This window comes from Brucella sp. NBRC 14130, assembly GCF_040371715.1.
GTDB classification, from domain to species: domain Bacteria; phylum Pseudomonadota; class Alphaproteobacteria; order Rhizobiales; family Rhizobiaceae; genus Brucella; species Brucella intermedia.
On record NZ_BAABTE010000003.1, the window covers coordinates 381746 to 401337 of the forward strand.

Genomic DNA, 19592 nt, shown 5'->3' on the forward strand with positions numbered 1-19592 from the left:
ACCGATTCGACACGATTGTCGCGATTTGAGCACGTCGCGGAAAAGTGGAAACCGGTTTTCCGATAACGACATGCAGGATAATGGGTTTAAAGCGCGATGCGCTTTGATAGTTCTGGCGCGCCGCACCGTCTATCCCACAATGTAGCGTGCGGAATGTGTCAAAAAAAATGCCGGATATCGATCTCCAGAAGGAAATTTTGCGTCGCCGGGGAGCTTGATTTGACCGCCGTCAAAAAGCCCAATAAAACCGGCGCGTAAAGTAGCTGCTCTCTCCTTGGCCTGCTCCGGACAAGGACAATTTATTCAGGCGTCGCGCATGTCTCACAATAGTTTCGGTCATCTGTTCCGCGTAACCACCTGGGGCGAAAGCCACGGTCTGGCGCTCGGTTGCGTTGTTGACGGCTGCCCGCCCGGCATCACGTTCACGGAAGCGGAAATTCAGGCCTATCTCGACAAGCGCAAGCCCGGCCAGTCCAAATATACGACGCAGCGCCGCGAACCCGATCAGGTGCGCGTGCTTTCCGGAGTCCTTCTGGGCGACGACGGCGTGACCATGACGACGACCGGAACGCCCATCTCGATGATGATCGAGAACACCGATCAGCGCTCGAAGGACTATGGCGAGATCGCCCGCCAGTACCGCCCGGGCCATGCCGATTACACCTATGACGTCAAATACGGCATTCGCGACTATCGCGGTGGCGGACGTTCATCGGCGCGCGAAACGGCGGCTCGTGTTGCAGCCGGTGCGATTGCGCGCAAGATCGTGCCGGGGCTCGAGGTGAAGGGCGCGCTGGTTGCAATGGGCGTGCATGGCATCGACCGCCGTCGCTGGAACTGGGCCGAAGTGGATAACAATCCATTCTTTTCGCCGGATGCAGGTTCGGTGGAGATTTTCGCCGACTATCTCGACGGCATTCGCAAGAACGGATCGTCCGTTGGCGCAGTCATCGAGATCGTCGCCGAAGGCGTGCCGGCGGGCATCGGCGCGCCCATCTATGGCAAGCTTGATCAGGATATCGCAAGCCTGCTGATGTCGATCAACGCCGTGAAGGGTGTGGAAATCGGCAACGGTTTCGAGGCGGCCCGTCTCACTGGCGAGGAAAACGCGGACGAAATGCGCATGGGCAATGACGGCAAGCCGCTGTTCCTGTCCAATCATGCCGGCGGCATTCTTGGCGGGATTGCTACAGGCGCGCCGGTCGTGGCGCGTTTCGCGGTCAAGCCGACCTCGTCGATCCTGACCCCGCGCCGCTCCGTCGACAAGGATGGCAAGGAAGTGGATGTGATGACCAAGGGCCGTCACGATCCATGCGTGGGCATTCGCGCCGTGCCGATCGGCGAGGCGATGGTGGCTTGCGCGATTGCCGACCATTATCTGCGCCACCGCGGCCAGACTGGCCGCGTCTGAATAAATTGGGGCCAGACTGGCCGCATCTGACTAATTTTGGGCCAGACTGGCCGCGTTTGATTGAATTCGGCCTTACAGGCCATATCTGACCGACGATTGGGCCCGTTGGTTGTCTGACATATAGAGGTCGAAATGAGCTATAATCAGAAGCAGGTTGTGGATGCGCTTCGCGCTTTCGAACGCGGCGAGATCGTGGTGGTCATGGATGATGACGGGCGCGAGAATGAAGGCGACCTGATTGTCGCCGCCGTGCATTGTACGCCCGAAAAGATGGCCTTCATCGTCCGCCACACATCCGGCATCGTCTGCACGCCGATGACCCGCGAGGAAGCCAAGCGCCTGAACCTCGCGCCCATGGTGGCTGAAAACGAATCCGCCCACACGACAGCGTTCACCGTGACGGTCGACTATCGCCATGGCACCACGACCGGCATTTCGGCGGAAGACCGCACGCTGACCGTGCGCAATCTGGCCAATCCCAATGCCGGCGCTTCTGATTTCGTGCGTCCCGGCCATATTTTCCCGCTGGTTGCCCGCGAGGGCGGCGTCCTGATGCGGTCCGGTCATACGGAAGCCGCCGTCGACCTCTGCAAGCTTGCAAATCTCCCACCCATCGGCGTGATCTGCGAACTGGTCAACGATGACGGTTCCGTCATGCGCGGCCCGGATGTGAAGGCCTTTGCCGAAAAACATGCGCTGCATCGGGTCACGGTGGCCGATCTCATCGCCTATCGCCAGCGCAAGGAAACGCTGGTCAAGCGCGTTGGCGATGCGCCGGTCAAGACTTGCGCGGGTGCAGCCCACGCCTACACTTACGAATTGCCGTGGGAACCGATGCAGCATGTGGCAGTGGTGTTCGGCGATATTCGTGACGGCGAGGAAGTGCCGGTTCGTCTTCACCGCGAAGACGTGCTGAACGATGTGTTCGGCAAGGGCGGCAGCAATCTCGAGGCCATCATGGAAAAGATGGGGAAGGAAGGCCGCGGCGTGCTGGTTTATCTGCGCGAAGGCTCTGTCGGGGTGCGTTCCGATCACCATGACACCCGCGCCCGCGATGCGATTCCCAGCGACCATGAAAGCCATGCCGAAGCGGTTGCCCGCGAGGAAGAGTGGCGGCAGATCGGACTCGGTGCACAGATATTGAAAGACCTCGGCATCACGTCGATTGTACTTCTGGCATCGCGCGAGCGCCATTATGTCGGCCTTGAAGGTTTCGGCATTCACATCGCCCGCACCGAAATCATCTGACTTTTTAAGACAGATCAGGCGCATGGCCGTCATGGTCATGTGCCTGTGAGATGCTATAGTGAATCTATGACGACACGGCTTTACTGGCATCCTATCTATCTCGAACACCTGACCCCGCCCGGCCATCCCGAGCGCCCGGATCGAATTCGGGCGCTGATGAGTGAGCTGGAAGGGCCGGATTTCTACCGGCTCGATCGGATGGAAGCGCCGCGCGGCGACGAGGCGTCTGTGCTGCTTACGCATCCGGAAGAACATCTGGAAGCCATTCGCGCCGGAATACCGGAGCCCGCTTCGGACGAGGAAGCTGTCTCTCCTGTGGTCAAGCTCGACGGCGATACCTATGTCAGCCCCAAAAGCCTGGATGCCGCGCTGACGGCTATCGGGGCGGCAACGGCGGCGGTCGATGACGTATTTTCCGGCGCTGCAAATAATGTCTTCGTTGCAGCCCGCCCGCCCGGGCATCATGCCGAGCGCTCCACGGCTATGGGTTTTTGCCTTTTCAACAATATTGCGATTGCGGCCCGCCATGCGCAGCGCCGCCACGGTGCCGAGCGCATCGCCATCGTTGACTGGGATGTGCATCACGGCAACGGGACGCAGGATATTTTCAAGGACGATCCAAGCGTCCTGTTCTGTTCGACGCATCAGTTTCCCTTGTATCCCGGCACGGGTGCGAAGGATGAAACCGGCGTTGGCAATATCTTCAATGCGCCACTGTCTCCCGATACCGGAAGCCGCGAATTTCGCGAGGCATTTAATAGTCGTGTATTACCTGCCCTGGACAATTTCCGGCCAGATTTGATCCTTATTTCGGCGGGCTTCGATGCCCATTTTCGTGATCCGCTGGCCGAGCTCAATCTTGACGAAGCGGATTTTGATTGGGCGACAGGCAAACTCATGGAGCGGGCAGAAAGGTTCTGCGATCACCGGCTAGTGAGTGTGCTTGAGGGTGGATATGATCTTGAGGGCTTGTCGCAGTCCGCGTCTACGCATATTACGCGGCTGTTGAAAGGATGAATCATGGTAACCGAACCGTCCAACGCCGACATTGCGGTAATGAGCTTCGAGGATGCGCTGAAGCAGCTCGAGAAGATCGTCGACGATCTGGAGCGGGGCGATGTGCCGCTGGAGGAATCTATTCGCATCTATGAACGCGGCGAAGCCCTGAAGAAACATTGCGACACGCTTCTGAAATCCGCCGAGGACAAGGTGGAGAAAATCCGCATTGGCCGTGATGGCCAGCCGGTCGGCACCGAGCCGCTTGACCCGGAATAGATCGGCCTGAATTGAACTGACCGGATAATTCCGGTCAGAACAGGTTCTTGAGCTGGGCGACATAAGGCGCCAGAACGCCGCTCAGCAGATAGGGGCCAAGGCCCCAGGCCAGCGTCCATCCAGCAGCACCAATAATATTCGCCGCCAGAAAATGCAGCGGGTCCATTTTCATGGAACCTGCAACGATGCCGTTGAGCTGCCGCAGAAGCACGACGAAACGCGCGGTCGCCACCACATAGATTCCCTTGCTTTCGAAAAGTTTCTCGAACTGATCCAGCCGTTCCGGCGTGAGTTTGAGGAGGTGTCCGTATCTGAGGATCAGTCGTCGGCCGCCAAAGCGGCCGATCAGGTATCCCGTGCAGTCGCCAAGCACGGCGCCGACAAATACCGCAATCAGCACGGTTTCGATGTTGAGAGTTCCATGCAGGGCAAGCAATGAGCTTGCTATGAGCGCGCTCTCGCCGGGCAGAGGGGCGCCAAAGGATTCAAAATATACGATTATGAAAAGAGCAAGCGCGCCGTATGCGGCAATGTAAGGTTCCAGAAAGCTCATTGATTTGCAGGTCTTTCGGCAAACGCCGATCTGATCAGGTCAGACCGAAACACGATAAAAAGGCCCCGGGCGAGCCGGAGCCTGAAATCTGTAACTATCACATCAACCGATGGAACGCTTGCCGGTAATTGCGTGGTACACCCACAACACGATTATCGAGCCGATTATCGCAATGACGAGGCTGATCGGATCGAATGCGCCGGTGACGCCACGTCCAAAAAGCTGAGACGAGATCACACCGCCGACGATGGCGCCGACAATGCCGAGAGCAATATCCAGAAACAGGCCCTGGCCGCTTTTATTGACGATCTTGCTGCCGATGAAGCCGGCAATCAAGCCTAGTATTATCCAGCTTATAACAGACATCTAATATCTCCCGATGCGTAAGTACACTTTTGCATCACGCACTTAGGAAATTTTCACACTGCTGCAAAATTTGCAAGGTATAATGCTTGTCAAAATGGGAAACCCATTTACCTTTATCTTACCGAATGCACAATTGGCATCGGATAACAGGGAGTATCGTGTGATGGGAAGTTATGACGACAACTCGGGCAATTCGCCTATCCCCGGCGGAAGCCTCGCGAAGCCGGTTCTGATTGCGCTCGGCGCGCTGCTGATCGGCAAGATGCTGAAGGGCCATAGCGACGATACGGCGGATGCTCCAGCGCAACCTGTGCCGGATCAGTCGCAGGCAGGCGGCGGCTTGCTCGGTGGTATCCTTGGCGGGCTTGGTGGCCTGCTCGGCGGCGCGGCCGCAGGAAATGCTTCCGCGGCTCCCACGGCGCCGGGGCCTCTGGGTGGCGGACTTGGCGGTCTTCTCGATCAACTGAAACAGGCTGGCCTTGGCGACAAGGTGGATTCCTGGGTCGGCCAGGGTTCCAACCATCCAATCGAGCCAGGGCAGCTTGGCGATGCAATCGGCCAGAAAACGCTAAGTGAAATCGCGGAGCATGCCGGTATCGACCAGCAGGAGCTTCTGAACCAGTTGTCGCAGGTTCTACCGGGATTGGTGGACAAGCTGACGACGAACGGGCAGGTTCCCGACGCCAGCGCGCTGTCCAAGCTGCTGCAGGGACGCTGACGGAATTTGCATTGAAACTGAACCGCACCGCTTGTCGGTGCGGTTTTGTTTTGAATGCGCTTTCGATAAACTGAAATCAGCTCTTATATAAGCTCTACAATTAATGGCTGGAGTTGCGTTTCATGAGTTTCTTTCCGTGTCCTGACCCGGTCCTTGGTGACAAGACTTCGGTAGACAGCATCGAAACGCTGGTCATCCCGCGTACAAGCGATATTGGCGGGCTGGAAGTGCGGCGCGCATTGCCGACAGTGCGGCGCCGTCTGGTAGGGCCGTTCATTTTCTTCGACCGCATGGGGCCTGCTGTTCTGCGCGATGGCGATGCACTCGATGTGCGCCCGCATCCGCATATTGGCCTTTCCACGGTGACCTATCTGTTCGACGGTCATATCCGCCACAGGGACAGCCTTGGCACCGAAATGGTCATTCGCCCCGGCGACGTGAACCTGATGACCGCCGGTCGCGGCATTGTGCACTCCGAGCGTTCGCCGGAAGAGGAACGCAACGGACCGTTGTCGATTTCCGGCATCCAGACCTGGCTTGCGCTGCCCGATGCGCTGGAAGAAATCAGCCCGGAGTTTTTTCACACCAACGCTCCCGATCTGCCGGTTATGGAGGACAGCGATTTCTCCGGGCGGCTGATCATGGGGTCCATGCTGGGGCTGAAGTCGCCGGTAATCCAGCACGCCGATACGCTTTATGCGGATATTCGGATAGAACCCAACGGGCGTTTCCCGATTCCGCCTGTCGCCGAAGAACGCGCAGTCTATACGCTTCAGGGCAATGTCGGGATTGGCGGCGAAGTGTTTCCGCCCGACCGCCTGCTGGCATTCCGCCCCGGCGACGATATTGTCGTGCAGGCCGGACCGGAAGGTGCGCATATCATGCTATTTGGCGGTGCAACACTCGGTTCGAAGCGCTATGTATGGTGGAATTTCGTATCGTCTTCGCGAGAGAGGATAGAGCAGGCCAAGGAAGAATGGCGCAGCGGGCATTTCGATATCGTACCCGGTGATGAGCAGGATTTCATACCTTTGCCTGAATGAAGTGAATTGAGTGGAGCCTTGGGACACGATGTCCCGCCTGCTTGATCCTGCCGCGTTGCTGCTATACCGACAACAAAACCGAACCAGAAACAGGTTGTTTTAATGTCCCGACCACTGACCCCGTTGCTTGACAAGGCACCGATCCCGGAAGCCCTGCGCGCATTGCCGGAATCCGATCTGCCTCAACTCGCGCAGGAATTGCGCGCGGAGCTGATCGACGTGGTATCGACCACCGGCGGGCATCTGGGAGCGGGGCTGGGTGTGGTGGAGCTGACAGTGGCGTTGCACCATGTCTTCGACACGCCGCATGACCGTATCATCTGGGACGTTGGCCACCAGGCCTATCCGCACAAGATACTGACCGGGCGTCGCGACCGCATCCGCACATTGCGTCAGACCGGCGGTCTTTCGGGTTTCACCAAGCGCAGCGAAAGCGAATATGATCCCTTTGGCGCGGCGCATTCATCAACGTCGATTTCGGCTGGTCTTGGCATGGCGGTCGCGTCCGATCTTTCGGGCGAAAAGCGTAATGTGATTGCGGTCATTGGCGACGGTTCCATGTCGGCTGGCATGGCCTATGAGGCGATGAACAATGCCGGTGCGCTCGACGCGCGCCTTATTGTCATCCTCAACGATAACGACATGTCGATTGCGCCGCCGACCGGCGCCATGAGCGCCTATCTGGCGCGTCTTGTCTCTGGCAAGACCTATCGCAGCGTCCGTGAGGCCGCCAAGCAGGTTGCCAAAAAGCTGCCGAAGTTTTTGCAGGACAAGGCCCGCAAGTCCGAAGAATATGCGCGCGCCTTCTTTACTGGCGGCACGCTGTTCGAAGAACTGGGCTTCTATTATGTCGGGCCCATCGACGGACATAATCTGGATCATCTGCTGCCGATCCTGAAAAATGTGCGCGATACGCAGGAAGGCCCGGTGCTGATCCACGTGGTCACGCAGAAAGGCAAGGGTTATCCGCCAGCCGAAGCCGCCGCCGACAAATATCACGGCGTAAACAAGTTCGACGTCATAACCGGCCAGCAATCGAAACCACCTGCAAATGCGCCGAGCTATACCAAGATTTTCGGCACCAGCCTGATCGAAGAAGCCCGCCACGACGACAAGATCGTGGCGATCACCGCCGCCATGCCATCGGGCACCGGGCTTGATCTTTTTGGCGAGGTGTTTCCGCAACGCACCTTCGATGTCGGTATTGCCGAACAACATGCGGTGACTTTCGCTGCCGGTCTTGCCAGCGAAGGTTTCAAGCCGTTCTGCGCCATTTACTCGACGTTTCTGCAACGCGGCTATGATCAGGTGGTGCACGACGTTTCGATTCAAAACCTGCCGGTGCGCTTCCCCATCGACCGCGCCGGACTGGTCGGGGCAGATGGGCCGACCCATGCTGGTTCCTTCGATACGGGCTTCCTTGCCGCTCTGCCCGGTTTCGTGGTGATGGCCGCATCGGATGAGGCCGAACTGCGCCATATGGTGCGCACCGCTGCCGAATATAACGAAGGTCCGATCTCTTTCCGCTATCCGCGTGGCGATGGTGTTGGTGTCGATCTGCCGGAACGCGGGCAACTGCTTGAAATCGGCAAGGGCCGCATCGTGCGTGAAGGCACGAAGGTCGCGCTGCTGTCCTTCGGAACGCGCTTGCAGGAATGCATTGCGGCGGCCGATGAGCTGGGCGCCGCCGGTCTCTCGACCACGGTTGCCGATGCGCGCTTCGCCAAGCCGCTCGATCACGACCTGATCCGCCGCCTGGCGCGAGAGCATGAAGTGTTGGTGATGGTGGAAGAGGGCGCTGTCGGGGGCTTTGCCTCGCATGTGCTGCAATTCCTCGCCACGGATGGCCTTCTTGATCGTGGCCTCAAGGTGCGGGCTCTGACCTTGCCGGACAGCTATCAGGACCACGGCAAGCCGGACGCCATGTATGCCGAGGCCGGTCTCGACCGGGCGGGGATCGTGCAGGCGGTTTTCGCAGCCCTTGGCCGCGAGGCCATCGCAGCGCCATTTCGCGCCTGACCGATGAGCGGAGAAGCAAGCGACAACAACCTGCGGCTCGATCAGCTGCTGGTCGAACTCGGGTTGTTTGCAACGCGTTCGCGGGCGCGTGATGCAATTCAGCGCGGCACGGTCAAGGTGGACGGCAAGCCAGTCACCAAGCCGGGGCAGACGGTTTTGCGTAACGCAAACATCGCCGTTGACGATCCGGCAAGCGCTTATGTCTCCCGCGCTGCCCTGAAGCTTATTGCAGCGCTCGACCATTTCGGCCTTGATGTGAAAGGGCGCACAGCACTCGACATTGGTGCTTCGACAGGCGGCTTCACACAAGTGTTGCTGGAGCGTGGCGCGAACCACGTTCTCGCCATCGATGTGGGCCACGACCAGCTGCACGCGACCTTGCGCGCTGATCCTCGCGTCACCAACAAGGAAGGGCTGAACGCCCGTGCGCTGGAATTTTCCGACCTGGATGGACGCGAAATTGACTTCGTGGTTTCGGATGTGAGCTTCATCTCGCTGAAACTCGCACTGCCTCCAGCATTGGCCTTTGCGCAAAAAGGTGCTATTTGCGCGCTTCTCGTAAAGCCGCAATTTGAAGCGGGCCGCGAGGCCATCGGCAAGGGCGGCATTCTGCGCGACCCGAAAGATGGTGGACGCATTGCAGAAGAACTGAGATTGTGGCTGGAGACGCAAGCCGGGTGGCGCGCGCTCGGCCTTTGCCCGTCGCCCATTGAAGGCGGCGACGGCAATCGTGAATATCTCCTGGCAGGAAAGAAAGACCAATGACGACGCCAAGTACTGGGCAAATTACAATCCGCTCGGTTGGTGCGGGCGGCGATGGCGTTGCCAACCTTCCCGACGGTCAGATTTACGTGCCTTTCACGCTGCCGGGCGAAGTGGCCAATGTCGCGCGCGACAAGAACCGTGCGACGGTTATGGCGCTTCTTGAAACATCGCCTGAGCGTCAGGCGCCTGCCTGCCGGCATTTCGAGGATTGCGGCGGCTGCGCCTTGCAGCATTGGCAGGATGAGCCCTATCGCCTGTGGAAGCGCGAACTGGTTGTCTCTGCGCTGAAGGGCAGGGGGATCGACACGGAAGTTGCGCCTCTTGTGGCTTGTCAGCCGCGCACACGCCGCCGCGCTGTTTTTGCGGTACGCAAGACGGAAAAGGGTGTGCTGCTCGGCTTCAACCGCCACTTGAGCCATGAAATCATCGATATAGTCGAATGCGCTGTAACTGTTCCCGAAATCATTGCACGGCTTGATGATCTGCGGGAAGTGGGAGCGTTGATTGCACCCGGTTCCAAGCCGTTCAAGCTGGCGGCAACGCTGACGGCGTCCGGCCTTGATCTCGCGGCGAGTGGCTGCGGTGTGCTGGATGACAGCCAGCGCCGCGCCTTGACCGCGCTTGTCATGAAAAAGGGCTTTGCGCGTCTTTCGCACGAGGGTGAAATCATCGTCGAGCCGAAAAAGCCGCTCATTCATTTCGGCAAGGTGCCGGTTCCGGTGCCGCCCGGTTGCTTCCTGCAGGCAACGGAGGATGCCGAAGAGGCGATGGTGCAACTCGTGCTGGACCATGTCGGCAAGTCCAAGCGTGTCGCTGACCTGTTCTGCGGCGTCGGCACATTTGCGCTGCGGATTGCAGAAAAGAACGCGGTTCATGCGGTCGAGAACGACGCGTTGGCGCTCGCGGCCCTTGATCGCGGCGTGCGCCATGTGCAGGGCTTGAAGCCCGTCTCGATAGAGCGCCGCGATCTGTTCCGCCGCCCTTTGATGCCGAAGGAATTGCTGCCCTATAACGCCGTGGTTTTCGATCCGCCGCGTTCAGGTGCGGAAGAACAGGCGCTTGAGCTGGCAAAATCCAAGGTGGAAAAGGTTGTCGCGGTTTCGTGCAATCCGGTGACGCTCGCCCGCGACCTCGCCATTCTGGTGAAGGGCGGCTATCGGGTCACGCGGGTCACGCCGATTGACCAGTTTCTCTGGTCACCCCATGTCGAGGCGGTGGCGACGCTGGTGAAGAAGTAAATCGATAAATGCCGGGCGCGATCACCCGGCATTTTCATTTCTGTCGGCAGGATCAGTTGGCCAGTCCGTCGAAATTCGTCAGAATGGTGGTCCAGCCTTTGATATGGCCGTCGCGCGCTTCAGGGCTGCGGAACTTGACCTGTTTCAGCGTAATGTCGGTGGTATTTGGATCTACCTCCTTGAGGTCTATCGTCACCACGCTGTCGTCCAGCGAGTGGGGCGAATTCCACGTGAACGCCAGGCGTGAATGTGGGTCGATTTCCAGATAAGTGCCCGAATGGGGCACGTCGCGATCGACCATGTGCATGACGATGGAAAAGCGTCCGCCTTTCACCGCATCCGTGCTGACATCGGAAGGTCCGGTGCTGTCACTTGATGCGCGCATGAATTTCGCCAGCGTTTCAGGCGACAGCCATGCGTTGAATACCTTCTCCCGTGGGGCCGCAATCCTGCGATTGATTGTCAGTTCGAGCTCACTCATTTTCATGTTCCTTAGAAACGAGTACATCTTCCAGCGCCGTCAGGCGCAGTTCCCAGACCGACTTCAGTTCCGCAAACCATGCCTCCACTTCCCGCACGGGCTCCAGCTCGGCGGCAATGAAATGCTCGCGTCCTAAAGTCTTGCGGGTGACCAGCCCTGCCTCCTCCAGCACCTTGATGTGTTTGGAGACCGAGTTGAGCGACATGTCGAAATGAGCGGCGAGCGCAGTCACCCTTGACGCGCCCTCCTGGACGAGAAGCGTCAAGATGTGCCGTCGGGTAACGTCCCCCACGGCCTTGAGAATATGCGACAAAGCATCATCGTTCATTATTCACCCGTAAGGTTGAATATACTGCATTGCGAAAGATAGTCAACCATATGGTTGAATATTTGCACGGCGCTCGACGGGAAGCAAGCGAATGGCATTGAAGTTCCGGAAAGAATGGTTTTTCTGCCGGGTAAAATCTCCAGGGTTTTCTCAGGATTTTGAGGAAAGGGCGGCATCAACCGCCGCCTCGGCATGCAATCGTGTCGTATCGAATACCGGCACAGGGCTGTCCGGCTGGCCAATGAGCAGCATGATTTCGGTGCAGCCGAGAATGATGGCTTCCGCCCCGCGCCCAACCAGACGATTGATGACAGCGCGGTATTTTTCGCGTGACGCATCGCGCACTTCGCCAACCACCAGCTCCTGATAGATGATGTCGTGCACGGTCTTGCGGTCGGCATCGTGGGGCGTCAGCACCTCAAGCCCATGTTTGGCCGCAAGACGGCCCTTATAGAAATCCTCTTCCATCGTGAAGGCGGTGCCGAGGAGCCCGACTTTTGAGAGGCCTGCAGCCTTGATCTTTTCCGCCGTTGGGTCGGCGATATGCACAAGGGGGATCGATGTGGCGTTTTCGATGTCGTCAGCCATCTTGTGCATGGTGTTGGTGCAGATCAGGATGAAGTCAGCGCCGCCCCGTTCAAGGTTCTGCGCGGCCTCGATCATGAGCGTGGTCAGCTCATCCCATCGGCCTTCATGCTGGAGGCGCTCGATTTCACCGAAATCCATGGACCACATCAGGCTCTTGGCGGAGTGCGTTCCGCCAAGCCGTGCGCGGATTTCCTGATTGATGATCCGATAATATTCTTGCGAGCTTTCCCAGCTCATTCCGCCTATCAGACCGATGGTCTTCATCAACCTCTCCCGGATAAGATTAAGGGCGGATCGCTCCGCCCCTGCCGCATGCTCATATGTTCTGGCGAAAGCCGCCACGATCACATCTTTTCGATGATCTTTTGGTCGCCTTCATATGCCTTGCCATTGGCGGCGATGATGGCGGGAACGATGTCTTCCGCCTTGTCAATGACCAGCGGCTTCACCTGATGCGCGGTGTGCAGAAAGCCTTCCGCCGTCATATGCTCCAGCAGTGAGAGCATCGGCTGCCAGAAATTGTTGATGTTTGCGAAAACCATCGGCTTGCGATGCTTGCCAAGCTGCGCCCAGGTCATCATTTCCACGATTTCCTCAACCGTGCCGATGCCACCGGGCAGCGTGACGAACGCATCCGATTTCTGGAACATGAGATGCTTGCGCTCGTGCATGTCGCCGACGACGATAAGTTCGGTCAGCTGTTCGGCCTTTTCAAGGCTTGCTTCCTTGTCGAGCAGGAAGGTCGGGATGATGCCGGTAACTTCGCCGCCAGCTTCCATCACGCCTTGCGCAACCGCGCCCATGATGCCGCGCGTGCCGCCGCCATAAACAAGGCGCAGGCCGTGTTCGGCAATGGACCGGCCAAGCGTAACGCCCGCTTCGCGATAGATGGGATTCAGGCCCGTAGACGAGCCGCAATAAACACAGATGGATCGAATCTCAGACATCATTTCTTGTGCTCTTTTGGTCTTTCAGCGTCAAGCGCCTGCGGTTTCATTTTGCGGAGATGATTGGCGGCGGGCGGGGGCGCGGTTGGACATTTGTGGAGATTGTTATATCTCAATCGGTATGTGTTTCAGATCGGGAAGTGGATTGGATATGAAGAACTGGGTTGTGTTTCTCGGGCTCACCTTTGCAGCGTCATCCGCGTCGGCGGGCGAAGTCAATATCAAGCTGCCGGACGACACCGAAGTGACGACCAACTCCGTTCTCTATAAATGCGGCGAGAAAAATGTCTCGGTAACCTACTACAATGCCGGTGATATTTCGCTTGCGGAACTGGAGCTGGAAGACGAAACCGTCATCGCCTCCAACGTCATCTCCGGCTCTGGTGCCAAATATGCCGGCGGCGTTTACATCTGGTGGACCAAGGGCGAAACGGCCGATCTTTATAACCTTATGGACGATCCGGACCAGTCGAAGCCGACAAACTGTGTAGAACAATAACCCTGCTAATAAAAAGCCTCGTACCTTTTGCTGTTTCGGTGCAGATTTCTTGTGGGGGGAAGCCAAAAGCTATAAACCCGTCATTATAGTCTCTGGCGTGGGTTTCGAAACGAAATGCAAAAGAACAGTTTAGGATTGCTGGGTATCGGGTTCGTCGCGATCGTCGTCGGGCTCGGCCTTTATTGGAATGCGACACGCTCTCGCGTTGAGGCACCCCAGTCCGATGTCGCCGCGCCAGCGTCGAACAATGCACCAGCCCAGCCCCAGGCGGCGCCGTCCGAGACAAAAGCACCAGAAGCGCAGGGATCCGCAGCGACGAAGCCCGCGAGCGAAGCCGCGACAGGCGATGCGAAGCCTCAGGCCGCGCCGACCCAAGAACCTGCTGCGCAGGTAGGCGCTGCTTCGCCACAACAGCAGAACAACACGCCGATTTTCGATCTCCTGCGGGTCGAGCCAGATGGTTCGGTGGTGATCGCAGGCAAGGCGCTTCCCAATGCCGATGTCGAAGTCGTGGCAGGCGCGACTGTTGTGGGTAAGGCCAAGGTTGGACCCAATGGCGATTTCGCCATCGTTCTGGATGAACCCTTGAAGGCGGGAGACCATCAGTTGGTCCTGCGTTCCACCGGCGCAGATAACAATGTTGCCACCTCCGCGCAGACTGCCATCGTATCGGTGTCTGAAACCAGGTCGGGGCAGGTGCTGGCGCTGGTCGAGGAGCCGGGGCAGGCGAGCCGTCTGATTACGAAGCCGGAAACGGCGCCGAAGCCGCAGGATACGGAAGCCGCTCCCGAAGCTGCCGCCAAGGCCGACAAGCCGGCAGCCAAGCCCGCGCAGGCTTTGCCGATTGCAATCGAGGCGGTGGAGATCGAAGGTCAGTCGGTTTTCGTGGCAGGCAAGGCCAATGGCGGCAATCGCGTCATCGTCCACGCCAACGATACATTGCTTGGCGCAAGCCTCATTTCGCCGGATGGCCGTTTCCTTGTGCAGAGCAAACAGCCGCTCAGTGTGGGTGACTATATCATTCGCGCCGACCTGCTCGACAACGCCAACCGCGTTCTGGCGACGGCACGAGTACCGTTCCGCCGCGAAGCTGGCGAGAATATCTCCGCAGTTGCTTCCGATACGGAAGGCCAGACGACCACGCCTTCGGAAGTGCATGGTGAAGCTGCGGCTCCCCTGCAGAAAGTGGAAGGCTCCGTCATTATCCGGCGCGGAGATAATCTCTGGACGATATCCAAGCGCACCTATGGTAAAGGTACGCGATACACCACTATCTATCTCGCCAATCGCGACCAGATCCGCAATCCGGACCTGATCTGGCCTGGGCAGGTCTTCAATATGCCGAAGGAACCTTTGGGTGAGGATGAGGTGAAGCGCCAGTTGGAAGATCACGCCAACTGACCATGGCTTTCAGAGCGGTTTCGGCGGGGCCGATGGTCACGATAGTGTGTTTTCATATTGCCGTGCTTTTGGAGAAAGAACGCCTCGAAAACTTGAACTCTGGAGCATAATCGTATATCGTCGATATACGATGAAGATAATTCTCGACAAGAATTCAGCTGAGGCTGTTTCCGATCTCGCGCAGATCGGGATTGACGATGAAGCCGCGGCGCGCATTTGCGCGGCGCTCGGACATCCTGTCCGTATTCGCATTATCCGGCAGTTGATGATGGAGGATGCCTGCTGCTGCAAGGATATTGTCGGCAAGCTCGACCTTGCTCAATCGACGGTCTCCCAGCACCTCAAGGTTCTCGTGCAGGCTGGTCTTATCGATTATCGGCCTGAGCGCCAGTCGTCGCGTTACAGCGTCAACTGGCAGCAAATGAACGCTGTCCGTACGCATTTTGCTTCGTTCAAAGGCGCATGCTGCGGTTAGAACCTATCCCGAGAAGCGGGAGCCGGTTTTCGGAAAAGATGTGTCAAACAAACAGATAAAGCGATGACGGAGTTCATCTCGTACGAAATCGCTTGAGCCCACCGACTTGAAAGAACGCACCATGAGTTCCCCCAAAACGGTTTCCGCCGATTCCGGCGAGACGTTCAAGACATTGCGAAATCTCTGGCCCTATATGTGGCCGTCCGACAGGCCGGATCTGCGCATGCGCGTCGTCTGGGCCACGTTCTATCTGGTGATTTCCAAGATCGTGCTCATCCTCGTTCCCTATTTCTTCAAGTGGGTGACGAATGCCTTGACCGGCCAGTTGAACCCGCCGGATTATATTCCGCTGTTTCTGGTCGGTGCGGTGATGCTGGTGCTGGCTTATAACGGCGCCAAGATTATACAGGCCGGCCTCAACCAGCTTCGCGACGCCTTGTTTGCGAGCGTCGGCCAATATGCGGTGCGCCAGCTGGCCTATAAGACCTTCGTGCACATGCACCAGCTGTCTCTGCGTTTCCATCTGGAAAGACGCACGGGCGGGCTTTCGCGCGTCATCGAGCGCGGCACCAAGGGGATTGAAACGATTGTCCGCTTTACCATCCTCAACACGCTGCCTACCATTCTGGAATTTGCGCTGACGGCGGTTATTTTCGCCTTCGCCTACGGCATTTCCTATCTGCTCGTCGTTGCCGCAACGGTCTGGCTCTATACCTGGTTTACGATCAAGGCGAGCGACTGGCGCATCAGCATCCGCCGGGAAATGAACGATTCCGATACGGAGGCCAACACCAAGGCAATCGACTCGCTTCTCAATTTCGAAACGGTCAAATATTTCGGCAACGAGCACATGGAAGCCAAGCGCTTCGATGCTTCGATGGCGCGTTATGAGAAGGCGGCTACCCAGACCTGGACATCGCTCGGCTGGCTGAACTTCGGCCAGGCCGTGATCTTCGGTGTCGGCATGGCAATTGTCATGGTCATGTCCGCGCTGGAAGTCCGCGCCGGAACGCAGTCCATTGGCGACTTCGTTTTCATCAATGCCATGCTGATGCAACTGTCCATTCCGCTCAACTTCATCGGCTTTATCTATCGTGAAATCCGTCAGGGCCTGACCGATATCGAGCAGATGTTCGACCTTCTCGATGTGAAGCAGGAAGTCGTCGACAAACCCGGTGCGCCGGCATTGAAGATCGACAAGGGCGCGATCCGCTTTGAAGACGTGCATTTCGCCTATGATGCGAACCGCCCGATCCTCAAGGGGATCAGTTTTGAAGTTCCGGCAGGAAAGACGGTCGCGATTGTCGGGCCGTCGGGTGCGGGTAAATCCACGATCTCGCGGCTTCTGTTCCGCTTCTACGATGTGCAGTCCGGAACGGTTTCCATCGACGGGCAGGATGTCCGTGATGTCGCGCAGGAAAGCCTGCGCAAGGCCATCGGCATGGTGCCGCAGGATACCGTGCTGTTCAACGATACGATAGCCTATAACATCCGCTATGGCCGCCCCGATGCAACGAATGAAGAGGTGGAAAAGGCGGCAGAGCTCGCGCAGATTTCCAGCTTCATCAAGCATTTGCCGGAGGGCTATGAGTCGATGGTCGGTGAACGCGGCCTCAAGCTTTCGGGCGGCGAGAAACAGCGTGTCGCCATTGCCCGCACGATCCTGAAGGCTCCGCCCATCCTCATCCTCGATGAGGCGACTTCGGCACTCGATACGGCAACCGAACAGGAAATCCAGTCCGCGCTCGACATTGTCAGCCGGGGGCGCACCACGCTTGTCATCGCGCATCGCCTGTCGACCGTTATCGGCGCAGATGAAATCATCGTCCTGAAGGATGGCCTTATCGCCGAAAGAGGAACGCATCGCATGCTGCTCAAGCACAAGGGGCTTTATGCTTCCATGTGGGCTCGCCAGCGCGAGGCCGATGAGGCGGAAGAACGTCTGCGCCAGGTGCGGCAAAGCGACGAACTGGGCGTCGTTACGCGCGGCGTCCCAGCGGCGGAATAGTCGGTTCGCGGGGCGGCTTGGTATATTAGGGTGCGATCACGTGCCCTAACAGCCGTGAATAATTTGCGAAATGGATTTTGATTCCGGATAGGATGAGGTAAATAACGGCCAAACTCAAAGGAAGAGCGATGAGCCTTACTGACACTATCCGCAATACTTTCGTGCCGATCCATCGGGAAGGCTATCCGTTTATCGCGGGCTTTTTCGTGGTTTCGCTCATTCTGGGCTGGCTCTGGGACCCGCTGTTCTGGATCGGCATGGTGCTGACCGTCTGGTGCATCTATTTCTATCGTGATCCCGAGCGTGTAACGCCAATGGACGATGATCTGGTCATCAGTCCCGCCGATGGCAAGGTTTCCTTTGTCGGCCCGGCAGTGCCGCCAGCCGAGCTGGACCTTGGCGCCGAGCCGCGTATGCGCGTGTCGGTTTTCATGAATGTGTTCTCGGTACATATCAACCGTTCCCCCGTGCGCGGCAAGATCGAGAAGGTCGTGCATCGTCCGGGCAAATTCCTCAATGCGGAACTGGACAAGGCTAGCACGGATAACGAACGCAATAGCGTGCTGATCGAAAGCCCGCATGGCAAGATCGGTGTTGTCCAGATCGCTGGCCTCGTTGCCCGGCGCATTGTTTGCTGGTCGAACGAGGATGACGATCTGTCCGTTGGCGAACGGTTCGGCCTGATCCGCTTCGGATCGCGGGTCGATGTCTATCTGCCGGCAGATGCGACCGTTCGTGTCGCGGTTGGCCAGACGGCAGTCGCCGGTGAAACCGTGCTGGCCGATTATGGCAGCGGACGCGGTGAGCCAGTGGTGCGGATCGCTTAAGCCGATGGAAGCGCCTTTTCCGCCTTTTGAGCCCAACGGCCGCGTGGATTCATCGCGCGGCCCGAAGCTGTCGCAGATACCCCTGCGTATCGTCGTTCCCAATGTCATCACGGTCCTCGCCATCTGTGCCGGTCTGACCGGTATTCGTCTGGCCTTTGAAAACCGTTTCGAGCTTGCCGTCGTGATGGTGCTCGTAGCAGCCTTTCTTGACGGCATCGACGGGCGTGTGGCCCGCATGATGAAGGGATCGTCCAAGTTCGGCGCCCAGATGGATTCGCTCGCCGACATCGTCAATTTCGGCGTAGCGCCTGCTCTGGTGCTCTATGCCTTCATGCTTGATCAGGCGCGTTCCTTCGGCTGGATCGCGGCGCTTCTCTACGCCATTGCCTGCTGCCTGCGGCTGGCACGTTTCAATGTCATGCTGGAAGACCCGAACCGCCCGGCCTGGCAAAGCAATTATTTCATAGGCGTGCCCGCACCTGCAGGCGCAATGCTCGTCCTGCTGCCGGTTTATCTCGGTTTTCTCGGCCTGACCCCGACGCGGGCGCTCGCTTTCGGTGTGGCGGTCTATACCGTGGCCATTGCGTTTCTGCTGGTAAGCCGCCTGCCGGTTTATAACGGCAAATCGGCCGGCAGCCTTGTCCGACGCGATATCGTCATGCCGCTGATCCTGTTCGTGGTTGTTTACGTCGCGTTCCTGATGAGCTTCACCTGGCAGACATTGAGCATCACGGCGCTCGCCTATCTCGCTTTCCTTCCGTTCAGTCTGGCAGCGTGGAACAGGCGTGAAGCTGCTGACAGAAAGGCTGCGGAAGCGGCCAGCGCCGAAGAGGACGCGTCGTCAGAGGAAAACTGATGGCAACGCCCGTCTGATGAAACGAACGCGCTCCTCGACCGGTGATTTCGGGAGGAGCGCGATCTCATATCCGAGCCGCCTGTAGGTTTTGTCCATCGCATCGAACGTGCGCACGGCTTCATCGAAATCCTGTTGGCGTTCCGCATCCTGCCCGAAGATTTCAGCCCATGGCGGCGCCAGGAACACGGTACTGTTATATCTGATCCGGTGGGCGGCCTCTTCCATATGCTGTGGGACGGGCAGGTCGCACAGCATCAGATAGCCGATCACATCGGGAACGCCGCGGTCGAAGAAAACGGTACCAGCCTGTTGTTCTGCCATGGCGTGAGAGCGCATCTCCCAACAAAGCATCAACTCTGCAAAGAGTGCGCGATCACTCCACGGGAGGGCGCTGCCGCCGATTGCGACCTGATCCTGGATAATGGCACGTCCCGCTTCAACGGTGCGGGAAAAACCGCCCTTTTCGAGTGCATCGATCAGCGTGCTTTTGCCTGATCCCGGTCCGCCGCTGATGATGATGAAACGCTGGTGATCTTTAATCATAAG

Annotated in this window: 22 protein-coding genes; 15 read left to right on the plus strand and 7 right to left on the minus strand. The window is 58.2% G+C overall.

The genetic code is table 11. The annotated features are described in order from the left end of the window. Positions 1-316: 316 nt before the first annotated feature. The 4 genes from aroC to ABWW28_RS07960 all read left to right on the plus strand — a co-directional run bounded on the left by aroC (position 317) and on the right by ABWW28_RS07960 (position 3934). The gene (gene aroC / locus ABWW28_RS07945) at positions 317-1411 is read left to right on the plus strand and encodes a chorismate synthase (protein WP_006470662.1); all 1095 of its coding nucleotides are present in this window, start codon (positions 317-319) and stop codon (positions 1409-1411) included. 132 nt (positions 1412-1543) lie between these two features. After that, a complete protein-coding gene (ribB, locus tag ABWW28_RS07950; protein ID WP_021586145.1) occupies positions 1544-2659 on the plus strand; it encodes a 3,4-dihydroxy-2-butanone-4-phosphate synthase in 1116 nt (371 codons plus the stop codon). Between the two features lie 66 nt (positions 2660-2725). Continuing rightward, complete coding sequence (locus tag ABWW28_RS07955; protein WP_021586144.1) at positions 2726-3676, plus strand: histone deacetylase family protein; 951 nt, start codon at positions 2726-2728, stop codon at positions 3674-3676. Between the two features lie 3 nt (positions 3677-3679). Further along, positions 3680-3934, plus strand: a complete 255-nt coding sequence (locus tag ABWW28_RS07960; RefSeq protein WP_002963588.1) for an exodeoxyribonuclease VII small subunit — start codon at positions 3680-3682, stop codon at positions 3932-3934. 34 nt (positions 3935-3968) lie between these two features. On the opposite strand, the gene ABWW28_RS07965 is transcribed toward ABWW28_RS07960, so the two are convergent. Together ABWW28_RS07965 and ABWW28_RS07970 are read right to left on the minus strand one after the other, a co-directional pair. Then, complete coding sequence (locus tag ABWW28_RS07965; RefSeq protein ID WP_021586143.1) at positions 3969-4487, minus strand: DedA family protein; 519 nt, start codon at positions 4485-4487, stop codon at positions 3969-3971. A 102-nt stretch (positions 4488-4589) separates the two neighbouring features. Then, complete coding sequence (locus tag ABWW28_RS07970) at positions 4590-4853, minus strand: GlsB/YeaQ/YmgE family stress response membrane protein (RefSeq protein WP_006466196.1); 264 nt, start codon at positions 4851-4853, stop codon at positions 4590-4592. A 163-nt stretch (positions 4854-5016) separates the two neighbouring features. Between ABWW28_RS07970 and ABWW28_RS07975 the strand changes: the two genes are divergently transcribed. The 5 genes from ABWW28_RS07975 to ABWW28_RS07995 all read left to right on the plus strand — a co-directional run bounded on the left by ABWW28_RS07975 (position 5017) and on the right by ABWW28_RS07995 (position 10636). Then, positions 5017-5571, plus strand: a complete 555-nt coding sequence (locus ABWW28_RS07975) for a YidB family protein (protein WP_021586141.1) — start codon at positions 5017-5019, stop codon at positions 5569-5571. Between the two features lie 122 nt (positions 5572-5693). Next, on the plus strand, positions 5694-6614 hold the full coding sequence (locus tag ABWW28_RS07980; RefSeq protein WP_021586140.1) for a pirin family protein: 921 nt from the start codon (positions 5694-5696) through the stop codon (positions 6612-6614). Positions 6615-6716: 102 nt separating this feature from the next. Next, complete coding sequence (gene dxs / locus ABWW28_RS07985; protein ID WP_031346457.1) at positions 6717-8633, plus strand: 1-deoxy-D-xylulose-5-phosphate synthase; 1917 nt, start codon at positions 6717-6719, stop codon at positions 8631-8633. Positions 8634-8636: 3 nt separating this feature from the next. Then, on the plus strand, positions 8637-9398 hold the full coding sequence (locus tag ABWW28_RS07990; protein ID WP_021586138.1) for a TlyA family RNA methyltransferase: 762 nt from the start codon (positions 8637-8639) through the stop codon (positions 9396-9398). Continuing rightward, a complete protein-coding gene (locus tag ABWW28_RS07995) occupies positions 9395-10636 on the plus strand; it encodes a class I SAM-dependent RNA methyltransferase (protein WP_353390703.1) in 1242 nt (413 codons plus the stop codon). Before ABWW28_RS07990 ends, ABWW28_RS07995 begins: the two co-directional genes overlap by 4 nt. A 52-nt stretch (positions 10637-10688) precedes the next feature. On the opposite strand, the gene ABWW28_RS08000 is transcribed toward ABWW28_RS07995, so the two are convergent. The 4 genes from ABWW28_RS08000 to ABWW28_RS08015 form a co-directional block, all read right to left on the minus strand. Continuing rightward, positions 10689-11117, minus strand: coding sequence for an SRPBCC family protein (locus tag ABWW28_RS08000; protein ID WP_021586136.1), 429 nt, complete (start codon positions 11115-11117; stop codon positions 10689-10691). After that, entirely contained in the window at positions 11110-11445 is a 336-nt protein-coding gene (locus ABWW28_RS08005) for an ArsR/SmtB family transcription factor (protein WP_021586135.1), read from the minus strand. The genes ABWW28_RS08000 and ABWW28_RS08005 overlap by 8 nt, the downstream gene beginning before the upstream one ends. A 150-nt stretch (positions 11446-11595) precedes the next feature. Continuing rightward, on the minus strand, positions 11596-12297 hold the full coding sequence (locus ABWW28_RS08010; RefSeq protein WP_353390705.1) for an aspartate/glutamate racemase family protein: 702 nt from the start codon (positions 12295-12297) through the stop codon (positions 11596-11598). An 80-nt stretch (positions 12298-12377) separates the two neighbouring features. Then, positions 12378-12980 (minus strand): LOG family protein, encoded by a 603-nt coding sequence (locus ABWW28_RS08015; protein WP_031346454.1) that lies wholly within the window; start codon positions 12978-12980, stop codon positions 12378-12380. Between the two features lie 151 nt (positions 12981-13131). Between ABWW28_RS08015 and ABWW28_RS08020 the strand changes: the two genes are divergently transcribed. The 6 genes from ABWW28_RS08020 to pssA all read left to right on the plus strand — a co-directional run bounded on the left by ABWW28_RS08020 (position 13132) and on the right by pssA (position 19046). Beyond that, positions 13132-13479 (plus strand): MliC family protein, encoded by a 348-nt coding sequence (locus tag ABWW28_RS08020; RefSeq protein WP_021586132.1) that lies wholly within the window; start codon positions 13132-13134, stop codon positions 13477-13479. 114 nt (positions 13480-13593) lie between these two features. After that, entirely contained in the window at positions 13594-14880 is a 1287-nt protein-coding gene (locus ABWW28_RS08025) for an Ig-like domain-containing protein (RefSeq protein WP_353390707.1), read from the plus strand. A 130-nt stretch (positions 14881-15010) separates the two neighbouring features. After that, a complete protein-coding gene (locus ABWW28_RS08030; RefSeq protein ID WP_006470669.1) occupies positions 15011-15355 on the plus strand; it encodes an ArsR/SmtB family transcription factor in 345 nt (114 codons plus the stop codon). Positions 15356-15476: 121 nt separating this feature from the next. Then, entirely contained in the window at positions 15477-17363 is a 1887-nt protein-coding gene (locus tag ABWW28_RS08035) for an ABCB family ABC transporter ATP-binding protein/permease (protein ID WP_021586130.1), read from the plus strand. Positions 17364-17491: 128 nt separating this feature from the next. Further along, entirely contained in the window at positions 17492-18190 is a 699-nt protein-coding gene (locus ABWW28_RS08040; protein ID WP_006466209.1) for a phosphatidylserine decarboxylase, read from the plus strand. Positions 18191-18194: 4 nt separating this feature from the next. Beyond that, complete coding sequence (pssA, locus tag ABWW28_RS08045) at positions 18195-19046, plus strand: CDP-diacylglycerol--serine O-phosphatidyltransferase (protein ID WP_100648183.1); 852 nt, start codon at positions 18195-18197, stop codon at positions 19044-19046. On the opposite strand, the gene ABWW28_RS08050 is transcribed toward pssA, so the two are convergent. Beyond that, on the minus strand, positions 19032-19589 hold the full coding sequence (locus ABWW28_RS08050) for an AAA family ATPase (protein WP_112700997.1): 558 nt from the start codon (positions 19587-19589) through the stop codon (positions 19032-19034). The two genes, pssA and ABWW28_RS08050, sit on opposite strands and share 15 nt — an antisense overlap. Positions 19590-19592: the final 3 nt, after the last annotated feature.

Coding starts and splice junctions, on each gene's coding strand:
- ABWW28_RS07975 (WP_021586141.1), top strand. CDS start 5,017: ATGGGAAGTTATGACGACAACTCGGGCAATTCGCCTATCCCCGGCGGA.
- ABWW28_RS08010 (WP_353390705.1), bottom strand. CDS start 12,297: ATGAAGACCATCGGTCTGATAGGCGGAATGAGCTGGGAAAGCTCGCAA.
- ribB (WP_021586145.1), top strand. CDS start 1,544: ATGAGCTATAATCAGAAGCAGGTTGTGGATGCGCTTCGCGCTTTCGAA.
- pssA (WP_100648183.1), top strand. CDS start 18,195: ATGGAAGCGCCTTTTCCGCCTTTTGAGCCCAACGGCCGCGTGGATTCA.
- ABWW28_RS07955 (WP_021586144.1), top strand. CDS start 2,726: ATGACGACACGGCTTTACTGGCATCCTATCTATCTCGAACACCTGACC.
- ABWW28_RS07960 (WP_002963588.1), top strand. CDS start 3,680: ATGGTAACCGAACCGTCCAACGCCGACATTGCGGTAATGAGCTTCGAG.
- ABWW28_RS08000 (WP_021586136.1), bottom strand. CDS start 11,117: ATGAGTGAGCTCGAACTGACAATCAATCGCAGGATTGCGGCCCCACGG.
- ABWW28_RS08030 (WP_006470669.1), top strand. CDS start 15,011: ATGAAGATAATTCTCGACAAGAATTCAGCTGAGGCTGTTTCCGATCTC.
- ABWW28_RS08015 (WP_031346454.1), bottom strand. CDS start 12,980: ATGTCTGAGATTCGATCCATCTGTGTTTATTGCGGCTCGTCTACGGGC.
- aroC (WP_006470662.1), top strand. CDS start 317: ATGTCTCACAATAGTTTCGGTCATCTGTTCCGCGTAACCACCTGGGGC.
- ABWW28_RS07980 (WP_021586140.1), top strand. CDS start 5,694: ATGAGTTTCTTTCCGTGTCCTGACCCGGTCCTTGGTGACAAGACTTCG.
- ABWW28_RS08050 (WP_112700997.1), bottom strand. CDS start 19,589: ATGATTAAAGATCACCAGCGTTTCATCATCATCAGCGGCGGACCGGGA.
- ABWW28_RS08035 (WP_021586130.1), top strand. CDS start 15,477: ATGAGTTCCCCCAAAACGGTTTCCGCCGATTCCGGCGAGACGTTCAAG.
- dxs (WP_031346457.1), top strand. CDS start 6,717: ATGTCCCGACCACTGACCCCGTTGCTTGACAAGGCACCGATCCCGGAA.
- ABWW28_RS08025 (WP_353390707.1), top strand. CDS start 13,594: ATGCAAAAGAACAGTTTAGGATTGCTGGGTATCGGGTTCGTCGCGATC.
- ABWW28_RS07995 (WP_353390703.1), top strand. CDS start 9,395: ATGACGACGCCAAGTACTGGGCAAATTACAATCCGCTCGGTTGGTGCG.
- ABWW28_RS08040 (WP_006466209.1), top strand. CDS start 17,492: ATGAGCCTTACTGACACTATCCGCAATACTTTCGTGCCGATCCATCGG.
- ABWW28_RS07990 (WP_021586138.1), top strand. CDS start 8,637: ATGAGCGGAGAAGCAAGCGACAACAACCTGCGGCTCGATCAGCTGCTG.
- ABWW28_RS07965 (WP_021586143.1), bottom strand. CDS start 4,487: ATGAGCTTTCTGGAACCTTACATTGCCGCATACGGCGCGCTTGCTCTT.
- ABWW28_RS07970 (WP_006466196.1), bottom strand. CDS start 4,853: ATGTCTGTTATAAGCTGGATAATACTAGGCTTGATTGCCGGCTTCATC.
- ABWW28_RS08005 (WP_021586135.1), bottom strand. CDS start 11,445: ATGAACGATGATGCTTTGTCGCATATTCTCAAGGCCGTGGGGGACGTT.
- ABWW28_RS08020 (WP_021586132.1), top strand. CDS start 13,132: ATGAAGAACTGGGTTGTGTTTCTCGGGCTCACCTTTGCAGCGTCATCC.